The sequence below is a fragment of the Bacillus rugosus genome (assembly GCF_023238245.1).
GTDB classification, from domain to species: domain Bacteria; phylum Bacillota; class Bacilli; order Bacillales; family Bacillaceae; genus Bacillus; species Bacillus rugosus.
Map to the genome: position 1 here is coordinate 2,853,225 of NZ_CP096590.1, position 18,101 is coordinate 2,871,325.

The 18,101-nt window shown below is 44.0% G+C and carries 15 protein-coding genes and 1 pseudogene; 3 read left to right on the forward strand and 13 right to left on the reverse strand.

Features of this window, described 5'->3' with window-relative positions:
• Positions 1 to 232 precede the first annotated feature (232 nt).
• The 3 genes from speD to M0696_RS14540 form a co-directional block, all read right to left on the reverse strand.
• The gene (gene speD, locus M0696_RS14530) at positions 233 to 613 is read right to left on the reverse strand and encodes an adenosylmethionine decarboxylase (protein WP_003223584.1); all 381 of its coding nucleotides are present in this window, start codon (positions 611 to 613) and stop codon (positions 233 to 235) included.
• 238 nt (positions 614 to 851) lie between these two features.
• Positions 852 to 1,874 carry a glyceraldehyde-3-phosphate dehydrogenase gene (locus tag M0696_RS14535; protein WP_166849792.1) on the reverse strand — a complete coding sequence of 341 codons (1,023 nt, stop codon included), beginning with the start codon at positions 1,872 to 1,874 and terminating at the stop codon, positions 852 to 854.
• A 207-nt stretch (positions 1,875 to 2,081) separates the two neighbouring features.
• Positions 2,082 to 2,462 (reverse strand): winged helix-turn-helix transcriptional regulator, encoded by a 381-nt coding sequence (locus tag M0696_RS14540; RefSeq protein WP_003229458.1) that lies wholly within the window; start codon positions 2,460 to 2,462, stop codon positions 2,082 to 2,084.
• A gap of 182 nt (positions 2,463 to 2,644) precedes the next feature.
• Between M0696_RS14540 and M0696_RS14545 the strand changes: the two genes are divergently transcribed.
• A complete protein-coding gene (locus M0696_RS14545) occupies positions 2,645 to 3,835 on the forward strand; it encodes an MFS transporter (RefSeq protein WP_222143319.1) in 1,191 nt (396 codons plus the stop codon).
• Positions 3,836 to 3,858: 23 nt separating this feature from the next.
• Positions 3,859 to 4,701, forward strand: a complete 843-nt coding sequence (gene ytbE / locus M0696_RS14550; RefSeq protein ID WP_222143320.1) for an aldo/keto reductase YtbE — start codon at positions 3,859 to 3,861, stop codon at positions 4,699 to 4,701.
• A gap of 38 nt (positions 4,702 to 4,739) precedes the next feature.
• On the opposite strand, the gene coaE is transcribed toward ytbE, so the two are convergent.
• The 10 genes and pseudogenes from coaE to M0696_RS14600 all read right to left on the reverse strand — a co-directional run bounded on the left by coaE (position 4,740) and on the right by M0696_RS14600 (position 16,884).
• A complete protein-coding gene (coaE, locus tag M0696_RS14555; protein ID WP_166849786.1) occupies positions 4,740 to 5,333 on the reverse strand; it encodes a dephospho-CoA kinase in 594 nt (197 codons plus the stop codon).
• A 15-nt stretch (positions 5,334 to 5,348) separates the two neighbouring features.
• A pseudogene (ytaF, locus tag M0696_RS14560) lies at positions 5,349 to 5,999 on the reverse strand (sporulation membrane protein YtaF); the annotation flags it as partial.
• Between the two features lie 147 nt (positions 6,000 to 6,146).
• Complete coding sequence (mutM, locus tag M0696_RS14565) at positions 6,147 to 6,977, reverse strand: DNA-formamidopyrimidine glycosylase (RefSeq protein ID WP_222143321.1); 831 nt, start codon at positions 6,975 to 6,977, stop codon at positions 6,147 to 6,149.
• A gap of 22 nt (positions 6,978 to 6,999) precedes the next feature.
• Positions 7,000 to 9,642 (reverse strand): DNA polymerase I, encoded by a 2,643-nt coding sequence (gene polA, locus M0696_RS14570; RefSeq protein ID WP_222143322.1) that lies wholly within the window; start codon positions 9,640 to 9,642, stop codon positions 7,000 to 7,002.
• A 242-nt stretch (positions 9,643 to 9,884) separates the two neighbouring features.
• The gene (gene phoR, locus M0696_RS14575; RefSeq protein ID WP_222143323.1) at positions 9,885 to 11,624 is read right to left on the reverse strand and encodes a sensory box histidine kinase PhoR; all 1,740 of its coding nucleotides are present in this window, start codon (positions 11,622 to 11,624) and stop codon (positions 9,885 to 9,887) included.
• A complete protein-coding gene (gene phoP, locus M0696_RS14580) occupies positions 11,617 to 12,339 on the reverse strand; it encodes a two-component system response regulator PhoP (protein ID WP_222143324.1) in 723 nt (240 codons plus the stop codon). Before phoP ends, phoR begins: the two co-directional genes overlap by 8 nt.
• 211 nt (positions 12,340 to 12,550) lie before the next feature.
• Complete coding sequence (gene mdh / locus M0696_RS14585) at positions 12,551 to 13,489, reverse strand: malate dehydrogenase (protein ID WP_222143325.1); 939 nt, start codon at positions 13,487 to 13,489, stop codon at positions 12,551 to 12,553.
• Between the two features lie 43 nt (positions 13,490 to 13,532).
• Entirely contained in the window at positions 13,533 to 14,804 is a 1,272-nt protein-coding gene (gene icd, locus M0696_RS14590) for an NADP-dependent isocitrate dehydrogenase (RefSeq protein WP_166849750.1), read from the reverse strand.
• A gap of 164 nt (positions 14,805 to 14,968) precedes the next feature.
• A complete protein-coding gene (citZ, locus tag M0696_RS14595) occupies positions 14,969 to 16,087 on the reverse strand; it encodes a citrate synthase (protein ID WP_166849747.1) in 1,119 nt (372 codons plus the stop codon).
• A gap of 332 nt (positions 16,088 to 16,419) precedes the next feature.
• Positions 16,420 to 16,884 carry a DUF441 domain-containing protein gene (locus tag M0696_RS14600; protein ID WP_166849744.1) on the reverse strand — a complete coding sequence of 155 codons (465 nt, stop codon included), beginning with the start codon at positions 16,882 to 16,884 and terminating at the stop codon, positions 16,420 to 16,422.
• A gap of 96 nt (positions 16,885 to 16,980) precedes the next feature.
• Between M0696_RS14600 and ytvI the strand changes: the two genes are divergently transcribed.
• Positions 16,981 to 18,096, forward strand: coding sequence for a sporulation integral membrane protein YtvI (ytvI, locus tag M0696_RS14605; RefSeq protein WP_166849741.1), 1,116 nt, complete (start codon positions 16,981 to 16,983; stop codon positions 18,094 to 18,096).
• The last annotated feature ends 5 nt before the right edge of the window (positions 18,097 to 18,101 follow it).

Genomic DNA, 18,101 nt, shown 5'->3' on the forward strand with positions numbered 1-18,101 from the left:
TTTCGGCAGCCTCCGCCTTTTTAAAATAGATGTGACAGCATCTGTCGGGAGAGCCGTTGTGTAAAACTGTATCTACAGCATCAGGTGGTTTGTGAAAATCTCTTTCTTATTTTACAAAAAAAATGAAAAAAGAAAAAGCTGACTGCCTTTGTTTCTTTATAAAAATAAAAGGAGCATAAGCTAAAAAGCGCATAATGGCTTTTAGCTTCAGCTCCCTTTGTGTTCGTATTAACTATAGTACTTTCGCTTGCGCCTGTTTAATTTGCACAGGCCCCATTCCTCTTGGTATTTCAATGTTTTCTCTTGTATCAGCATGTAATGCCTCTGCGATATAGTCAGCAGCAACATTAGGATCTAAGTCTCCACAAGTATAAACATCAATGCTCGCATATCCGTGCTCAGGAAAACTGTGAATTGTTAAGTGTGATTCAGAAATAATCACAACTCCGCTTACGCCTTGCGGTGCAAATTTGTGAAATGCAACCTCGCGCACCTCAGCACCTGATTTTAGAGCAGCATTTACAAACGTTTTTTCAATAAAATCCATGTCATTCAGCTTATCAAAATCGCATCCCCATAGCTCGGAGATAACGTGACGCCCCATTGTTTCCATAGTCATGGACCCCCCTTAACAAGAATTAAAAAGTGAAATTCCAACAACTGGGTCGGCCATTTACCACGGGGGAAAGTTAGTCCGGAGAGGTCCTAACCCTTTAAGTAATTCCGAAACAGTCTCAAGCAAGAAGTTCACGAAAAATAGTATACTGTGTTTAAGTCTAATTTGCAAGGTGCGTTTTTTCAGAAATATGCTGTTAAGGGTTTTTTCTTCAAAAAGCGTCCATGACCTTATTTTATACAGCAGACGGATGTTTCATTCGTACCGCTACATGGCGGATCAGATCAACGACTCTGCATGAGTAGCCCCATTCGTTGTCATACCATGCGAGCACCTTTACTTTTCTGTCTTCCATTACCATTGTCGTTAGCCCGTCAATGACTGCTGAATGCGGATTTGTATTATAGTCAGTCGAAACGAGCGGTTCATCTGAATAATCAAGAACGCCGTACATTGAAGTTTTGGCAGCCCGTTTAAATGCCTCGTTTACCTCTTCAGCCGTTACATCTGTTTTCAGATCGACAACGAGATCAACCAGTGAGACGTTCGGAACAGGGACGCGCAAGGCAAGGCCGTGAAGCTTTCCTTTCAGATGCGGCAGCACGAGCGAAAGCGCCTTTGCCGCTCCTGTTGTCGTCGGAATGATGGATTCACCGCATGCCCGCGCCCGGCGCAAATCTTTGTGAGGATTATCAATGTTTTTCTGGTCATTCGTATATGCGTGAACTGTGGTCATCAGCCCGCTCTCAATGCCAAATTGTTCATCCAGCACTTTTACAACTGGCGCAAGGCAGTTAGTCGTGCATGATGCATTTGAAATAATGACATGACGGTCGGCGTCGAATTGGTCCTCATTTACTCCCATCACAATGGTAACGTCTTCATTTTTTCCCGGAGCAGTCAGAATGACTTTTTTCGCACCCGCTTCAATATGACCCATCGCTTTATCTTTTGAATTAAACTTCCCTGTGGCTTCAACGACAATGTCAATATCATATTCCCGCCAAGGCAGCTGTTTTGGATCACGGCTGTTTAACAAAAGCACTTTCTTTCCATTCACGATCAGGCTGTCTTCACCAGCCACAACCTCTTTGTCGTACCTGCCGTGATTTGTGTCATACTTTATTAAATGAGCCAGCGTTTCTGCAGAATAACTGGCGTTAATGGCCACTACTTGAATTTGATCGTCTAACATTGCTTTTCTAAAAACCATTCTTCCGATTCTTCCAAACCCGTTGATCGCTACTTTTACCTTCATGTTGGACACCCCTTATCAATTATGCCATTCTAATTTGTTGTCATCTGTAATTAGTATAACACATTAAATCGAATTCGCCAGTACATATTGATAAAAATCAACGATTACAACGCTAATTTATGATGCATTATATGTTTTCTTGCACACAAAATTAGGCGTAAGAACCAAAAAAACAGCCAGCGCTCCGCACTGACTGCTCTCATTTTTTTATGATTCCTGTTTTAACTTATCATTGAGCACACTTTCTTCTAATACAGAAAATGTATCCCCGTACACTCTGTTGATATGATTCGCTCCCCAAGCACACAGCATGTCTAAAATCCCTTCTAAGCTGCGGCCGTATTCGCTGAGCTCGTATTCCACTTTGGGAGGAACCTGATTGTACACGATCCGGTTAATGACACCGTCCGCTTCGAGCTCACGCAGCTGCTGGGTCAGCATTTTTTGCGTGATGTTAGGCATCAGGCGCTTTAATTCACTCGTGCGTTTTTTTCCGTGCGTCAGGTGGCATAAAATGACGCATTTCCATTTCCCGCCGATCACTTCAAGAGTCGCTTCCACAGAGATATTATATTTTTTCTTCTCCATACCGTTCATTCTCCTTACAGGCACCAAAAAGTGACTATAGCACTTAAAAGTACGTACTTTTCTTTTTTGACGATATCTTTCATAATCACATTTGCCGGCTGATTTGAATCTGCTCTTTTTATTTATATAGCTTACTCGGCAGAATTTCAATCATACAACACATTACACAAAGGAGGAACATGATGACTTCAGCCAATAAAAGCAGCATTCCTGCACTCCTGGCTTTGGCCGTAAGTGCATTCGCCATAGGAACAACCGAATTTATCAGCGTCGGCCTTTTGCCGCTAATTTCTGATGACCTGGACATTCCTGTCACAACAGCGGGATTGACCGTTTCCCTTTATGCGCTTGGCGTTACATTCGGTGCGCCTATATTAACTTCATTGACCTCAGGCATGTCACGTAAGACGCTATTGCTTTGGATCATGTTGATTTTTATTGCCGGGAATACGATGGCAGCTACCGCTTCAAGCATCGGGATATTATTAGCAGCACGTGTGATATCAGCTTTTTCTCACGGTGTGTTTATGTCGATCGGTTCGACCATCGCAGCGGATATTGTCCCAGAGGATAAAAGGGCTAGCGCAATTTCGATCATGTTTACAGGCCTCACTGTAGCAACAGTAACCGGAGTTCCTTTCGGCACGTTTATCGGCCAGCAGCTCGGCTGGCGTTTTGCCTTTATGGTCATTATCGCAGTCGGAATCATTGCTTTCATTACCAATGGCATTCTTGTCCCGTCCAAATTACGAAAAGGGACGAAAACAACGATGCGGGATCAAATGAAGCTTGTGACAAACGGCCGGTTATTACTTTTATTTGTCATTACAGCTCTTGGATACGGAGGAACATTCGTTGTATTCACGTACCTGTCTCCACTGCTTCAGGAAGTAACAGGCTTCAAAGCCGGAACTGTTGCAGTAATCCTGCTCGGATACGGAATTGCCATTGCAATCGGCAATATGATGGGCGGAAAGCTGTCAAATCGAAATCCAATTGCCGCTTTATTTTATATGTTTATCGTACAGGCACTCGTTCTGTTTACGCTGACATTTACGGCTCCATATCAAACAGCAGGCCTCATCACCATTCTCTGTATGGGATTGCTGGCCTTTATGAATGTGCCCGGCCTTCAGGTGTATGTCGTCATGCTGGCTGAGCGTTTTGTCCCAAGTGCAGTTGACGTCGCATCCGCGATGAATATCGCTGCCTTTAATGCAGGGATTGCGCTTGGCTCATATCTTGGAGGTGTGATCACCGATTCAATCGGATTGATTCATACCGCTTGGATCGGCGGATTAATGGTGGTCGGCGCAGTCATCTTAACAGGCTTGAGCCGCTTGATGGAAAAACGGGATCAGCAGGAAGCCTGACAATTTTAAAGGAGGAAATCAACATGACAACACATTTACAAGCAACAGCAACACTTCATAACGGAGTAAGAATGCCTTGGTTCGGCCTCGGCGTATTCCAAGTGGAAGAAGGATCTGAACTGGTAAACGCCATTAGAACCGCCATTGTTCATGGATACCGCAGTATTGATACTGCCGCTATCTACGGAAATGAAGCTGGAGTCGGAGAAGGGCTTCGGCAAGGCATTGAAGAAGCAGGCATCTCAAGAGAGGATCTGTTTATTACTTCAAAAGTATGGAATGCGGATTTAGGCTACGAGGAAACACTCGCCGCATTTGAAACAAGCCTGTCAAAACTCGGTCTGGATTATTTAGATCTATACCTTATCCACTGGCCTGTAGATGGAAAATATAAAGAAGCGTGGAGAGCGCTTGAAGCTCTATATAAAGAAGGCCGTGTCAAAGCAATCGGCGTGAGTAACTTCCAAATCCATCATCTTGAAGACCTGATGACGGCTGCTGAAATCAAGCCTATGATCAACCAAGTGGAATTTCACCCGCGTCTTACACAAAAAGAGCTGATGGCATACTGCCAAAAACAAGGCATCCAGATGGAAGCTTGGTCACCTTTAATGCAGGGACAGCTGCTGGATCACCCTGTCTTAGCAGACATCGCTCAAACATATAACAAATCTGTAGCACAAATCATTTTGCGCTGGGATCTGCAGCATGGCATCATTACGATTCCTAAATCAACGAAGGAACACCGCATTAAAGAAAATGCCAGCGTGTTTGACTTTGAGTTAACACAGGAGGACATGAACCGAATCGATGCGCTGAATGAAAACCTGCGCGTCGGCCCTGACCCAGACAACTTTGATTTTTAATGACAAAAAACACCGTTCATATTGAACGGTGTTTTGTATTATGCCCAGCTGTTGATAATTTCATCAATCTGCTGTTTGGTCTCTTCGAGCGTGCCGCTGTTATCGATGACTTGATCTGCTCTTGCTTTTTTTTCCTCTAAAGGCATTTGAGCGCTGATTCGGCTGACCGCTTCTTCTTCCGTCAGCTGGTTTCGCTTCATCAGACGTTCCAGCTGAAGCTCTTTTGTGACACTGACCACTATAATTTTATCAACTAATGATTCCAATTTACTTTCGAACAATAGCGGGATATCTAATACAACAAATGCCTCCCGATTTGCAATGGCTTCATCACGGCGCTTAAGCATTTCCTGCCTGACTGCGGGATGAACAATTGCATTTAAAGCAAGACGCTTTTGTTCATTTGTAAAAACCAGTGCCCCAAGCTTTTTTCTATCTATATCACCGTTTGGGAGCAGAATGTCTTCACCAAATTCGTCAATGATTTGCCGGTAGGCCGGCATCCCTTTTTCTACCGCTTGTTTTGCAATGATATCTGCATCTATAACTGTTATTCCTTTTTCAATCAGCATATTGGCTACCGTGCTTTTGCCGCTAGCTATCCCTCCCGTTAAACCAATGACTAAGGTCAAGAGATCCACTCCTTTTTACAATTTCCAGAGCCCAATCGTGATCAGCAGAAGCCCCGGCAAAAACGCCATTTTATCGATCCATTTCCACTTAGACAGAAAATGGCCGGCATTGATTCCAATTGATACAAACAGCGAACTCATGATTGCCACGGCAATGCTCATCACAATCGGGGAAAAACCGAGAATGGCTGCGCCTATACCTGCTCCGAAGGCATCAATCGATAAGGCAAATCCCAATAAGACCGCCTCAATTCCATTGATCACACCCGATTTGTCAATATCCGCACTCATAGGTTTTCTCAAAATATGAATGACAATCCCTAATGACCGAACCTCTAAATTAAGCAGTGTTTTTTCATGCAATAAGTATTCTTTGTCTTTTGCCGGTTTGAAAAATTGATACAGAACCCATACACCGATTCCGACCAATATTAAACCGCCAAGCTTCTCCGTTACATATACAGGAAAAAACTTTGTGAGAAAGCTTCCGATCAGCATGGATATAAACATGACAGCACCGGAACAGCAGGCAATAACCAAAATCGCTTTAAACGGTATTTTCATTTTTCTCAATCCGTACGTAAATCCGACTGAAAAACTGTCCAAGCTGACAGCCAACGCCAGCAGCAGTATAGAAACCATTTGCATATCCGTTTCTTCCTTTCTGTTGGTGCTCTTGTATCAGATGTAAAATGCCCGGGATTCATCACAACATATATATGGAAAAGTGAAAAATCCGTGTTTCGAAAATGGCATCCTCTATTACAGAGTTACTGATATATGCACCGACAGCTTGGACGATGAAGCATTATGCTACTTTTTTTTCTGGCACTTCGCGCAAAAATGCGTGCCTCTGCCTCCGACGACAATTTTTGAAATCATCGTTCCGCAATTTTTGCACGGCTCGTCTTTTTTTCCGTACACAAAATGCTGCAGCTGGAACATTCCGATCTCCCCTTGGGAGTTGATATACGAACGGACTGTGCTGCCGCCTGCGTCAATCGCTTCCTGCAGGGTGTTTTTGATTTCAGCGTGAAGTGTATTGATTGTTTTGTCTGATAATTGATTTGCTTTCGTCTCAGGATGGACACCCGCTCTGAAAAGAGCCTCATCCACGTAAATGTTCCCGAGTCCGACAACTGTTTTTTGATCCAGTAGGGCGGTTTTGACAGCACGGTTTGTTTTGGCAAGCCGTTCTTTTAAATATGCACTCGTAAATTCTTCTGCATCCGGCTCCGGCCCTAATTGAGAAAGAGGGAGCTCGCCCGCTTCCTCTCCCGGTTTAAATAAGTGCATGGTTCCAAACTTCCGCACATCCCTGTAACGAAGCTGGGTTCCATCTGTCATCGTGAATATGACATGCACGTGTTTATCGTCTGGCTCCTCCGCCTGATGAAGCCCGTATTTCCCTTCCATTCGAAGGTGGGAAACCATGACATAATGATCTAAATGAAACAGCAAAAACTTTCCCCGTCTTCCGATAGACTTTATGGTTTCTCCTGCTAGATTTCGCGCAAATTCCTCCGGTTCGGCAGGCCGTTTGATGATATTCGACCATCTGATCTCTACCGATTTGATTGTTTTTCCCTTTACAAGCCCGGTCAGAGTGCGCCGGACCGTTTCAACCTCTGGTAATTCCGGCACATCCATCACTTCCTATCTCTGTTTATTTCGCATCGTACCAAGATGGGCCAGATGCAAAGTCCACCTTTAACGGCACATCTAATGCAAGCGCATGCTCCATCACTTCAGGAACAAGCTTTTCAAGAATTTCAATTTCTTCCTGCGGCGCCTCAAAAATCAATTCATCGTGTACTTGAAGCAGCAGTCTTGCTTTCAGCTGTTTTTCTTTCAGCTTGGCAGCCATATCAATCATGGCTTTTTTTATAATATCAGCGGCGCTTCCTTGAATCGGCGTATTCATCGCCGTCCGCTCCGCAAAACTGCGGATATTAAAGTTTCGGCTCGTCAGCTCAGGAATGTAGCGGCGGCGATGCATGAGCGTTGTCACGTATCCTTTTTGCTTCGCATCCTGAACTGAATCTTCCATGTACGCTTTTACGCCTTGGAAGCTTTCCAAATAGCGGTCGATGAATGCTCCGGCTTCCTTCCGGGTAATGCCAAGGTTCTGTGACAGCCCGTAATCGCTGATGCCGTATACGATGCCAAAGTTGACCGCTTTCGCCTGGCGTCTCATCGCAGATGTCACTTCATCCTCGGCAACATGGAATACATCCATTGCCGTTTTCGTATGAATATCCATATCATTTGTAAAAGCTTCGATAAGATTTTGATCCTTTGAAATATGGGCAAGCACCCGCAGCTCAATTTGTGAGTAATCGGCTGCAAAAATGAGCCAGTCTTTTTCAGACGGAACAAAAGCTTGGCGGATTTTACGCCCTTCTTCAAGCCTGATCGGAATGTTTTGCAGATTCGGATCAGTCGAGCTGAGACGGCCTGTTTGCGTTAAAGCCTGGTTAAAGCGTGTGTGCACTTTATGCGAATCCGGTCTCGTCACCTTTAAAAGCCCTTCAATATATGTCGACTGAAGCTTGCCAATTTGTCTGTACTGCAAAATATAGTCGACAATATCATGCTTGTCTGCCAGCTTTTCCAGTACATCTGCAGACGTTGAATAGCCTGTTTTTGTTTTTTTCACGACAGGCAGGCCGATCTTTTCAAACAAGATGACGCCGAGCTGTTTCGGAGAATTGATATTAAACGTCTCTCCTGCAATTTCATGGATTTTTTCTTCATATTCCTTCAGCTTCGCACCCAGTTCTTCACCCATCCGTTTTAAACGGTCCACATCGACCTTGACGCCAGTTGATTCCATTTCGCCGAGAATAAGCGCAAGCGGCATTTCGAGCTCTTCAAACAGTTTAAGCTGATTGTTGTTCTCCAGCTCCTGAACGAGCTTTTCCCGGAGGCTTTGAACCGCTAACGCTTTTCGGACAAGGTGCTCAGACAGTACATCTTCTGACGGCACCGCCCGTTTTGCTCCTTTGCCGTAAACCGATTCGTCGCTTGATACGATATGCAGGCCGTAATCCTTGGCCACACTCGCAACGTCATCATATGAATTGCCCGGATTGATGATATAAGCTGCAAGAAGCGTATCAAATTCCGCCCCTTTCAGATCAATGCCCTGCCAGCGCAAAGCGACAACAGCCCGCTTGCTGTCGAAAACCCATTTCTTCTGCTCGTCATTTTCCGCCCATTCTTTAAACGCCTCAGACTCCACAGCAATGTCTTTCGGAATAAAATAAGATCCCGTTTCATTTACGATCGAAAATCCGAGAATCGGCTCTTCATGATAATTGTCGCCAATCTGTTCAACGACAAACGCGGATGGAGAAACCAACATTTCGCTTGTTACGTCTGTGACGGTTTCGACTTTAATTTCTTCTAACGCCTGATCCTGCTCTGCTTCTTCACTGTCTTCCCCAAGACGTTCAAGAAGCGTGTTGAATCCAAGGTCTTTAAAGATGGCAATCACCTGTTCACGATTAAATCCTTGATATTCCAAGCCGGAAACGGATACCTCAATCGGCGCATCCGTCATGATCGTAGCAAGCTCCTTGCTCATCAATGCCTGATCCTTAAATTCCTCAAGCTTTTCCTTCAGTTTCTTTCCGCTCACCTCGTCAATGGACTCCAGCAGCTTTTCCACGGTATCGAACTGTTTTAAAAGCTTTATCGCTGTCTTTTCTCCTACGCCGGGCACACCCGGAATATTATCCGAGGAATCGCCCATCAGGCCTTTCATGTCAATGATTTGTTCAGGCGTAAGCCCATATTTCTCTTTGACGTGCTCCGGTGTGTAAAATTCAACATCGGTAATTCCTTTTCGCGTAATGGCAACTGTTGTTTTGTCTGTTGCCAGCTGAGTTAAATCCTTATCTCCTGAGAAAACCTTTACTTCAAATCCGTCTTTTTCAGCCGATTTGGCAAGTGTGCCGATAATATCATCGGCTTCGTATTGTTCCAGCTCATAGCGGCTCACCTGGTAGGCATCCAGCAGCTCGCGGATAAATGGCATTTGTTCGGAAAGCTCAGGCGGGGTTTTCTGTCTGCCGCCTTTATATTCTTTAAATGTGCCGTGACGAAATGTTGTTTTTCCGGCATCAAATGCAACGAGCATGTGCGTCGGTTTTTCATCCTCAAGCATCTTCATTAAAATCATTGCAAAGCCGTATACGGCATTCGTATGAATACCTTTATCATTGCTTAACAGCGGCAATGCAAAAAACGCCCGGTAAGCCAGACTGTTTCCGTCTACAAGCACTAATTTTTTTCGTTCCGTCATTCAATATCCTCCTAAGAAGCTTCAGGCTTCCATTCATCTCTTACATAATCATTAGCTCCTCTTATTTTAACAAAGTTCAATTTGAAAGGAAAATACGTAAACTGAGGAGAAGACACAAAAAAGGACGGGAACTCAAATTGGTTCCCGCCGTCAAAATTGGCTCCTTGGATGAAGGGGTTCTACTACATCCTACCAGCATAGGTTTAACAGTGCATGAAGATATTGTTAAACCTTTGTAAACATTAGGCGGACTGTTCAGCGGCCCGTTTTAGCGTCACTGTAAAGACCGTTCCCCGTCCTGGCTCGCTTGTGACATCGATTTTCCCTTCATGAGCCTCTATTAAATGCTTTACGATCGCAAGGCCCAGGCCGGTTCCGCCCGAATTCCTGCTTCTGTCTTTATTTACGCGGTAAAAACGTTCAAAGATGCGAGGAATTTCTTCTTTCTGAATTCCGATTCCGGAATCGGCAACTTCAATCTGAATGTCTTTTTCTCTGGACTTTACATTGATAGTTACAGAGCCTCCTTCAGGCGTGTACGTTAACGCATTGTTTACGAGATTAAGAAATACCTGTTTCAGCCTGTACGGGTCTCCCGATACATATAGCGGGTCTTTCGGGACATTCAGTTGTAAGGAGATGCCTTTCTCATCTGCTTTATGCTTAAGAAGCGTTTCAATCTCAGCAAGCATTTTGGCTGGTTCAAACGTTTCGACGCTTAGCGTGAAATTTTGCTGCTCGATTTTTGAGAGATCGAGAAGATCCTGAACCAAAGACTGTAGCCTTTCACTTTCCTTTAGAATAATGGAGAGAAATTCAGAGAGCGCTTCTTTGTCCTCCATCGCCCCGTCCAATAACGTCTCCGTAAACCCTTTAATGGACGTAATCGGCGTTTTCAGCTCATGAGAAACATTAGCCACAAAATCCTTTCTCATCTGCTCTAATTTCTTCGTCTCCGTCATGTCATGGAAAACGAGCACAATTCCTTTCCATTCATCGTCCGGACCCATAATTGGAACGCCGTCCACTTCAAAATAACGCCGTTCAATCTTGATCGGAAGCCTTAACAGCTTGCATTTCTTTGTCTCCGTCATAAAAATGTCTTCGACAAGCTGGATCACTTCTTCATGTTCAAATGCATCATGATAAAGACGGCGCAACATCTGATTCGGATTGATATGAAATTGCTTGGCGTAAGACCTGTTCACGAGATTGATAAAGCCTCTTCCATCAATCATAATCAGCCCGGAGCCGATATTTTCAATGACTGTCAGCAGGCGGTCCCGCTGCATTTCCTGCGTTCTCGTCATTTCCATCAGATCAACGGCAAGGCTGTTCATTGCACGGCCAAGCTTATCAGAACGCCTGATATAGCCGCCATATGTCCTGGCATCATAATTTCCCTTGGACAGTTCTGTTGCTACGTTTGTCGCTGCTTCAATCGACCTTTTATAACGTGAGGTCATACTGGAATAAAAATAAACAATGACGATAAAAGCGGTACAAAGACTGGCAGTCAGCATTCCCCACATTTCGCCTTTCAAGCCGTAACTTTTTTCAGAGGCAGAAAGCAGCACATATCCAGTTTTTTCACCTTCGCTTCTAAGCGAAAGTCCGTAATAAAGCTTGTTATCCGCTGTAGAAAGAACACCCTCATGGCCAGAAACAAGCGCTTGCACCTTTTGAGAATCTGCTGCTCTCCCGTTTGACCCGTACAGCACCTTGCCGTCTGTATCGATAACGGATGCGCTCACATCAAGCGCGCCGCCTGCATCTTTAATGATTTTCTCATTTGCTTGATCATTCAGATTGCCGGCATCAAGAAGCGAAGCCATGTATTTGGCTTCTTTTTCAATGTGTTCCTCTGCTTTCCTTTGGTCAGATGTTTCAAAGAGCTGCTGCAAAAACAGCCCGAGGACACTAAACACCAGAATCATACAGACAACGAGTACAGAAAAAAGGCGCACACGGTATTTATTCATTCATTTTTGGCTCCTCCAGTTTATACCCCAATCCCCTAATTGTTTTAATATAGATCGGTTTTTTAGTATTGTTTTCAATTTTGTCGCGGAGATGGCTGATATGTACATCAACAATTCTCGTATCCCCGGCAAAATCATAATTCCAGACAGCGCTCAACAGAAGATCTCTCGTCAGCACTCTGCCTTTGTGTCTGCCCAAATAGAGCAACAGTTCGAATTCTTTCGGTGTCAGCTCAAGCTGATTTTCTTTAAAGTACGCTTCATAATGATCAGGCAGGATTTTCAGATCGCCAATTACGATCTGACCTTCAATTTCATCGTTTTTCATTTCACTAGAGGGCGCAGCCATTTCCGAACGCCTTAAAATCGCTTTGACTCTTGCATTTACTTCCCTTGGACTGAACGGCTTGGTCATATAATCATCAGCACCAAGCTCAAGCCCTAATACTTTGTCGAATTCCTCATCTTTCGCTGTCAGCATTAAAATCGGAAACATTAGTTTTTGCTGTCTCAGCTGCTTGCATACTTCGATTCCGTCCAGTTTTGGAAGCATCACATCAAGCACAATCAAATCAGGCTTCTCTGTTTCCGCTTTTTTGAGTGCTTCTTCCCCATCCGGGGCAGTAATGACATCATAGCCCGACCGTTCCAAATTGTACTGTAAAAGAGTAACAATAGATTCTTCATCATCCACAACTAAAATTTTCTTGTTCATGCTGTGCCTCCAGTATTATAATTCCCCGACATCCTATTTCTCTATTTTATGTCATCTTAACATGTTTCATGATTTTATTTTAGCGAAAGCAGGACATTCCGACAATTCGCCTTTTACATCATTTTTAAAAGAAATAAAGAAGTGAATGATAACGCTTTCATTTATAGTAAAAAGAGAAAGGCTCTATCAAGCAAGCCTTTCTCTCTTTTTATTAAGATAATACTTTCATGACATTTTTGACTGATTCAACTGATTTATTCAGCTGTGCTCTTTCATAGTCTGTCAGTTCAAGTTCAATGATTTGCTCAAGACCATTGCCGCCTACAATTGTAGGAACACCAAGGTAGATGCCTTCATAGTCATATTCCCCTTCAAGATAAGCAATTGTAGGAAGGACGCGGCGCTGATCTTTCAAGATCGCTTCGACCATTTCTGTCAGAGAAGCCGCAGGCGCATAATACGCGCTTCCGTTTCCAAGAAGGTTCACGATTTCGCCTCCGCCTTTTCTGGTGCGCTCCACAATTGCGTCAATCCGTTCTTTCGGAAGGAGAGTTTCAAGCGGGATGCCACCGGCATAAGAATAACGCACAAGCGGTACCATATCGTCACCGTGCCCGCCAAGAACGAAACCAGTCACATCTTTCACTGACAGGTTTAATTCCTCTGCCACAAATGTTCTGAATCTTGCCGTATCAAGCACACCAGACTGGCCGATTACGCGCTCTTTAGGGAAACCTGATTCTTTGTACACCGCGTATGTCATTGCATCAACAGGATTTGTCAGCACCACAATGATAGAGTCAGGAGAATATTTCACGATTTCTCGTGTAACGCTTCTCATAATTTTTTCGTTTGTAGAGACTAGATCATCTCTGCTCATACCAGGTTTTCTTGCGATACCGGCTGTAATAACAACAATGTCAGAACCCGCTGTATCCTCGTAATTGGATGTACCCGTAATTTTTGCGTCAAAGCCTTGAACTGGGCTTGCTTCAAACATATCAAGCGCTTTTCCCTTTGTCGGGTTCTCCAATTGCGGAATGTCAACAAGAACAACGTCTGCCAGCTCTTTTTGAGCGATTAAAAATGCAGTTGTCGCTCCGGTAAAACCTGCTCCGATAACAGAAACTTTTTTACGAGTATTTCCCATGTCTCTCTTCTCCTTTATGACTAGTTTTAGGCTGTTTCCTTGCTTAGTCCATGTTTTTAATCAGTTCTTGTCCGAACTCTGAACATTTTACTTCGGTCGCGCCGTCCATTAATCTGGCAAAATCGTAAGTTACGACTTTAGAAGCGATTGTTTTTTCCATAGATTTGATAACCAAATCAGCCGCTTCGTTCCATCCTAAGTGCTCAAGAAGCAGAACGCCTGAAAGAATAACTGAAGATGGGTTTACTTTATCAAGGCCTGCATATTTAGGAGCCGTTCCGTGCGTCGCCTCGAAAATCGCATGTCCTGTTTCATAGTTGATGTTCGCTCCAGGAGCAATGCCGATTCCGCCGACTTGCGCAGCAAGAGCGTCAGAGATGTAATCTCCGTTCAGGTTCATTGTTGCAACAACATCAAATTCGTTCGGACGCGTTAAGATCTGCTGAAGGAAGATGTCAGCAATGCTGTCTTTGACAATGATTTTGCCTGCTGCTTCCGCTTCGCTTTGTGCTTTGTTGGCAGCGTCTTTTCCTTGTTCTTCAGCAATGCGGTCATATTGAGCCCATGTGAAGACCTTTTCGCCGTATTCTCTTTCAGCAAGTTCATAGCCCCAGTTTTTGAAGGCGCCTTCTGTGAACTTCATAATGTTTCCTTTGTGAACAAGCGTTACAGATTTGCGGCCGTGCTCGATCGCATAATCAATGGCAGCTCTGACCAAACGGCTTGTTCCTTCTTCAGAAACAGGCTTAATGCCGATACCTGATGTCTCAGGGAAACGGATTTTGTTGACGTTTAACTCATTTTGCAGGAAGCTGATGAGTTTTTGCACTTCTTCAGAGCCTTTTGCGTACTCGATACCAGCGTAAATATCTTCTGTATTTTCACGGAAGATGACCATATCAGTATCTTCAGGGCGTTTTACCGGGGACGGCACTCCAGTAAAGTATCTTACAGGTCTTAAGCAGACGAATAGGTCAAGCTCTTGTCTGAGCGCTACGTTCAATGATCGGATCCCGCCGCCGACAGGTGTCGTTAACGGTCCTTTAATCGCGATGAAATATTCGCGGATCACATCTAATGTTTCAGCAGGAAGCCACTCACCTGTTTTATTATAAGCCTTTTCTCCGGCATAAACTTCTTTCCACGTAATTTTCTTTTCGCCTTTGTATGCTTTTTCAACTGCTGCTTCCAAAACCTTCGAAGCCGAGTTCCAAATATCAGGACCGGTTCCGTCTCCTTCGATAAACGGGATAATCGGGTTGTTTGGTACGTTTAATACTCCGTTAGAGACTGTAATTTTTTCACCTTGTGCCACAATAAAAACCTCCCAGTATGTAATTCATATTTAGAAAACATTTTATTTTTCCTATATAGAAAACAAAATGATTTTTCTCAACATTCAATCTAAATTGTAAACCACTTTTGATGTTCTGAACAAGAGGCTAACCTCATTAACGCAAGCCAGCCTCCAATGGTTCTTTAGGCTCTTTCTTCAATCGGAACAAATGCTTGTTTATCAGGGCCTGTGTAATCTGCCCGCGGACGGATCAGTCGGTTGTTATCATACTGCTCAAGAATATGAGCAAGCCAGCCAGACATTCTGCTTATAGCAAAAATCGGTGTGAACAAGTCATGGTCAATACCGAGGCTGTGATAAACTGAAGCCGAATAGAAATCAACGTTAGGCGGTAGCTTTTTCTCTGATGTGACGATTTCTTCTATGCGAATCGACATCTCATACCATTTGCTTTCGCCTGTCAGGTTGGTCAGGCGCTTGCTCATTTCTTTCAGATGCTTCGCGCGCGGGTCGCCGTGCTTATACACGCGATGGCCAAATCCCATGATTTTTTCTTTCTTTTCCATCTTGGCGCGAACATAAGGTTCTACATTCTCCACTTCGCCGATCTCTGTCAGCATTTTCATGACTGCTTCGTTTGCACCGCCGTGAAGAGGCCCCTTCAGTGCGCCGATTGCGGCAGTAATGCCTGAATAGATATCAGAAAGTGTTGCGACGCAGACCCTTGCTGTGAATGTTGACGCGTTCAACTCATGGTCAGCATGTAAAATCAATGCTTTGTTGAAGGCTTCGACCTCAATTGGCGAAGGCTCTTCACCGTTTAAAGTGTAGAGAAAATTCTCGGCAATGCCGTAGTCTTCTCTTGGTTCAACAGGCTCAAGACCCTTGCGGATTCTGGAAAACGCTGCAACCAGGCCAGGCACCTTTGCCTGAAGGCGGATCGCCTTTCTGTAGTTGGCTTCCGGGTTCATGGTATCAGCCTCGCTGTCAAGCAGGCCTAGTAATGAAATTGCTGTCCGAAGAGCAGCCATGGGATGAACATTTTCGAGGGAATATGATTTGAAGTGCTCAATAATTTCTTGCGGAACTGCAGCTTCCTTTGCAAGCTGCTGCTTTAACTCATCAAGCTCTTTTTTGTTTGGCAGCCTTAAATGCCAAAGCAAGTAGATGATTTCTTCAAAACTTGCATTCTCTGTTAAATCATCGATATCATACCCCACATATGTAAGGGTATCATCAATAATAGAACTAACAGATGATGTTGTTGCTACAACCCCTTCTAGACCGCGTGTCGCTGTCATATATAACATCTCCTTTTAAATAAATTTCCCCTTTAAGAGTGTTGTAAAAACATGAGGCTTACTTAAAAAGCATGATGCAAGTATTTCTCTCCCCCAAAAAGAAAATGCTTACATTTTACAGCCTGCTGGTACTGAAACCCTTTGCTTATGAAAGAACATAACAAATTCTTATAAGCTTATTTAAGTTTAAGCCTATTCTCATTATAAACAATAATCAGACATTTGTTAAATGTTTACCTATAATTTTTTTTTTCATTCTGTGATTTCCCCGAAAAAACGCCTTTATTTGCGGGTTTTTCTGCGTAAAAAAAAGCGGCCTTAGGCCGCTTTTTTCATGAAGTGAACAGTTTTACGATCTGCATGGCAATATAAGCAATTCCCGCTCCGATCAGCGGACCTACCGCTACTCCGCCAAAAAGCGCAACTGCAAGAATGGTCCCGATCACAAGGGCAGTTGTAATATGGGGGTCATTTTCCAGCAGAGTCAGTCCGTTTTTGGCAATCAGCGCCACTGCGATGCCCGCTCCCAAGGCGATCCATGCATAGGAAGACCGCATTGCTTCTCCAAGCTGCTTAAATCCGATTTCTCCTGTTGCAATCGGAACAAGAACGGCGATGGTAATAATGGTCACACCCCAGTTAATGCCTTTCGATTGGATGGTTGGTAATAATTTTTGGTCAAGTCCAATGATTTTGATGATCAAAAGGACGGATACAGCAAAAAGCAATGATTGATTTTTTGCGATAAGTGCGATAGCCAAGAGTAAAATTAAAAATAAATTCGCTTGTGTAAACACATGCCATCCCTCCTTTAAGTTGTATGTATTCATATTCAGCAGGAGCGTGAATACATATAAAAAATAGGACATGCTGACGAGAGGAGGATCGATTTCGTGAATCAATCTTATATCACTATTTTTTTCAGAACCCTCTTTGTCATATCAATTACCGCAGGATTGATAGCTGCGGCCTATTATTCGTTTCCGTTAACTTATCCGTTCCTGATCGCCCTTATTCTTTCATCAGCGATTCATCCTGTTGTTGACTACTTTGACAAAGTGACAGGATTCCCCCGAACGATAAACGTTCTGGGCGTGCTTGCTTTTTTTCTGCTCGCAGCCTTCGGTGTGCTCACCATTCTGGTAGCCGAAATCGTAACGGGAACAGCCTATCTTGCAAAAACGCTGCCTCCGCATATCAGCACGTTTATCTCATATTGCGAAAAATTGTTTACGACTCATATCCAGCCGCTCTATAACGAACTGACCCTTTTGTTTCAAGAATTGGAGACCAATCAGCAGGCCTCCATCGTCACTCACATCCAGACACTCGGTGATTCCGCCGCTAAAAATGCCGGGCTGCTGCTGTCCCACATTCTAGAAATGATTCCGAGGTTTTTTGCGCTTCTTCCAAACACAGCGGCTGTTCTGATTTTTTCTCTTCTGGCAACTTTTTTTATGACAAAGGATTGGCACAAGCTGAAAGCCATGCTCGTTTCAATTCTGCCGGATCGGGTTACAGCTAACAGCAAAGCGATCAGCAGTGAATTAAAAAAAGCAATGACCGGTTTTATCAAAGCGCAGGCCGTTCTCGTTTTCATTACGATGGTAATTGTATTTATCGGCCTTTCTCTCTTAAAAGTTGAACATGCTGCAACAATTGCTTTTTTAATCGGGCTTGTTGATCTTCTCCCTTATTTGGGGGCGGGCTCCGTATTTGTGCCGTGGATTTTGTATTTATCGATTACAGGCCAGCTGCCACAGGCGATCGGAATCGGTGTACTGTATCTCGTCGTTCTGATTCAGCGGCAGCTGACAGAACCTAAAATACTTAGTAAATCTATCGGGATCGATCCGCTGGCAACACTCGTTGCCCTGTTTGCCGGTTTTAAATTATTCGGGTTTTTAGGACTGATCGCCGGGCCGGCTTTTCTTGTCATCATCCAAGCCTTCATCACAACAGGCGCATTAAAGGAGATATGGTCCTACATCACAGTTCAGCAAAAATAAAACAG

Excerpts from the sequence above, each read along its gene's own strand:
- ytbE (WP_222143320.1), top strand. The coding sequence starts at position 3,859 with ATGACAACACATTTACAAGCAACAGCAACACTTCATAACGGAGTAAGA.
- phoR (WP_222143323.1), bottom strand. The coding sequence starts at position 11,624 with ATGAATAAATACCGTGTGCGCCTTTTTTCTGTACTCGTTGTCTGTATG.
- polA (WP_222143322.1), bottom strand. The coding sequence starts at position 9,642 with ATGACGGAACGAAAAAAATTAGTGCTTGTAGACGGAAACAGTCTGGCT.
- M0696_RS14540 (WP_003229458.1), bottom strand. The coding sequence starts at position 2,462 with ATGGAGAAGAAAAAATATAATATCTCTGTGGAAGCGACTCTTGAAGTG.
- phoP (WP_222143324.1), bottom strand. The coding sequence starts at position 12,339 with ATGAACAAGAAAATTTTAGTTGTGGATGATGAAGAATCTATTGTTACT.
- mdh (WP_222143325.1), bottom strand. The coding sequence starts at position 13,489 with ATGGGAAATACTCGTAAAAAAGTTTCTGTTATCGGAGCAGGTTTTACC.
- M0696_RS14535 (WP_166849792.1), bottom strand. The coding sequence starts at position 1,874 with ATGAAGGTAAAAGTAGCGATCAACGGGTTTGGAAGAATCGGAAGAATG.
- M0696_RS14545 (WP_222143319.1), top strand. The coding sequence starts at position 2,645 with ATGACTTCAGCCAATAAAAGCAGCATTCCTGCACTCCTGGCTTTGGCC.
- speD (WP_003223584.1), bottom strand. The coding sequence starts at position 613 with ATGGAAACAATGGGGCGTCACGTTATCTCCGAGCTATGGGGATGCGAT.
- citZ (WP_166849747.1), bottom strand. The coding sequence starts at position 16,087 with ATGACAGCGACACGCGGTCTAGAAGGGGTTGTAGCAACAACATCATCT.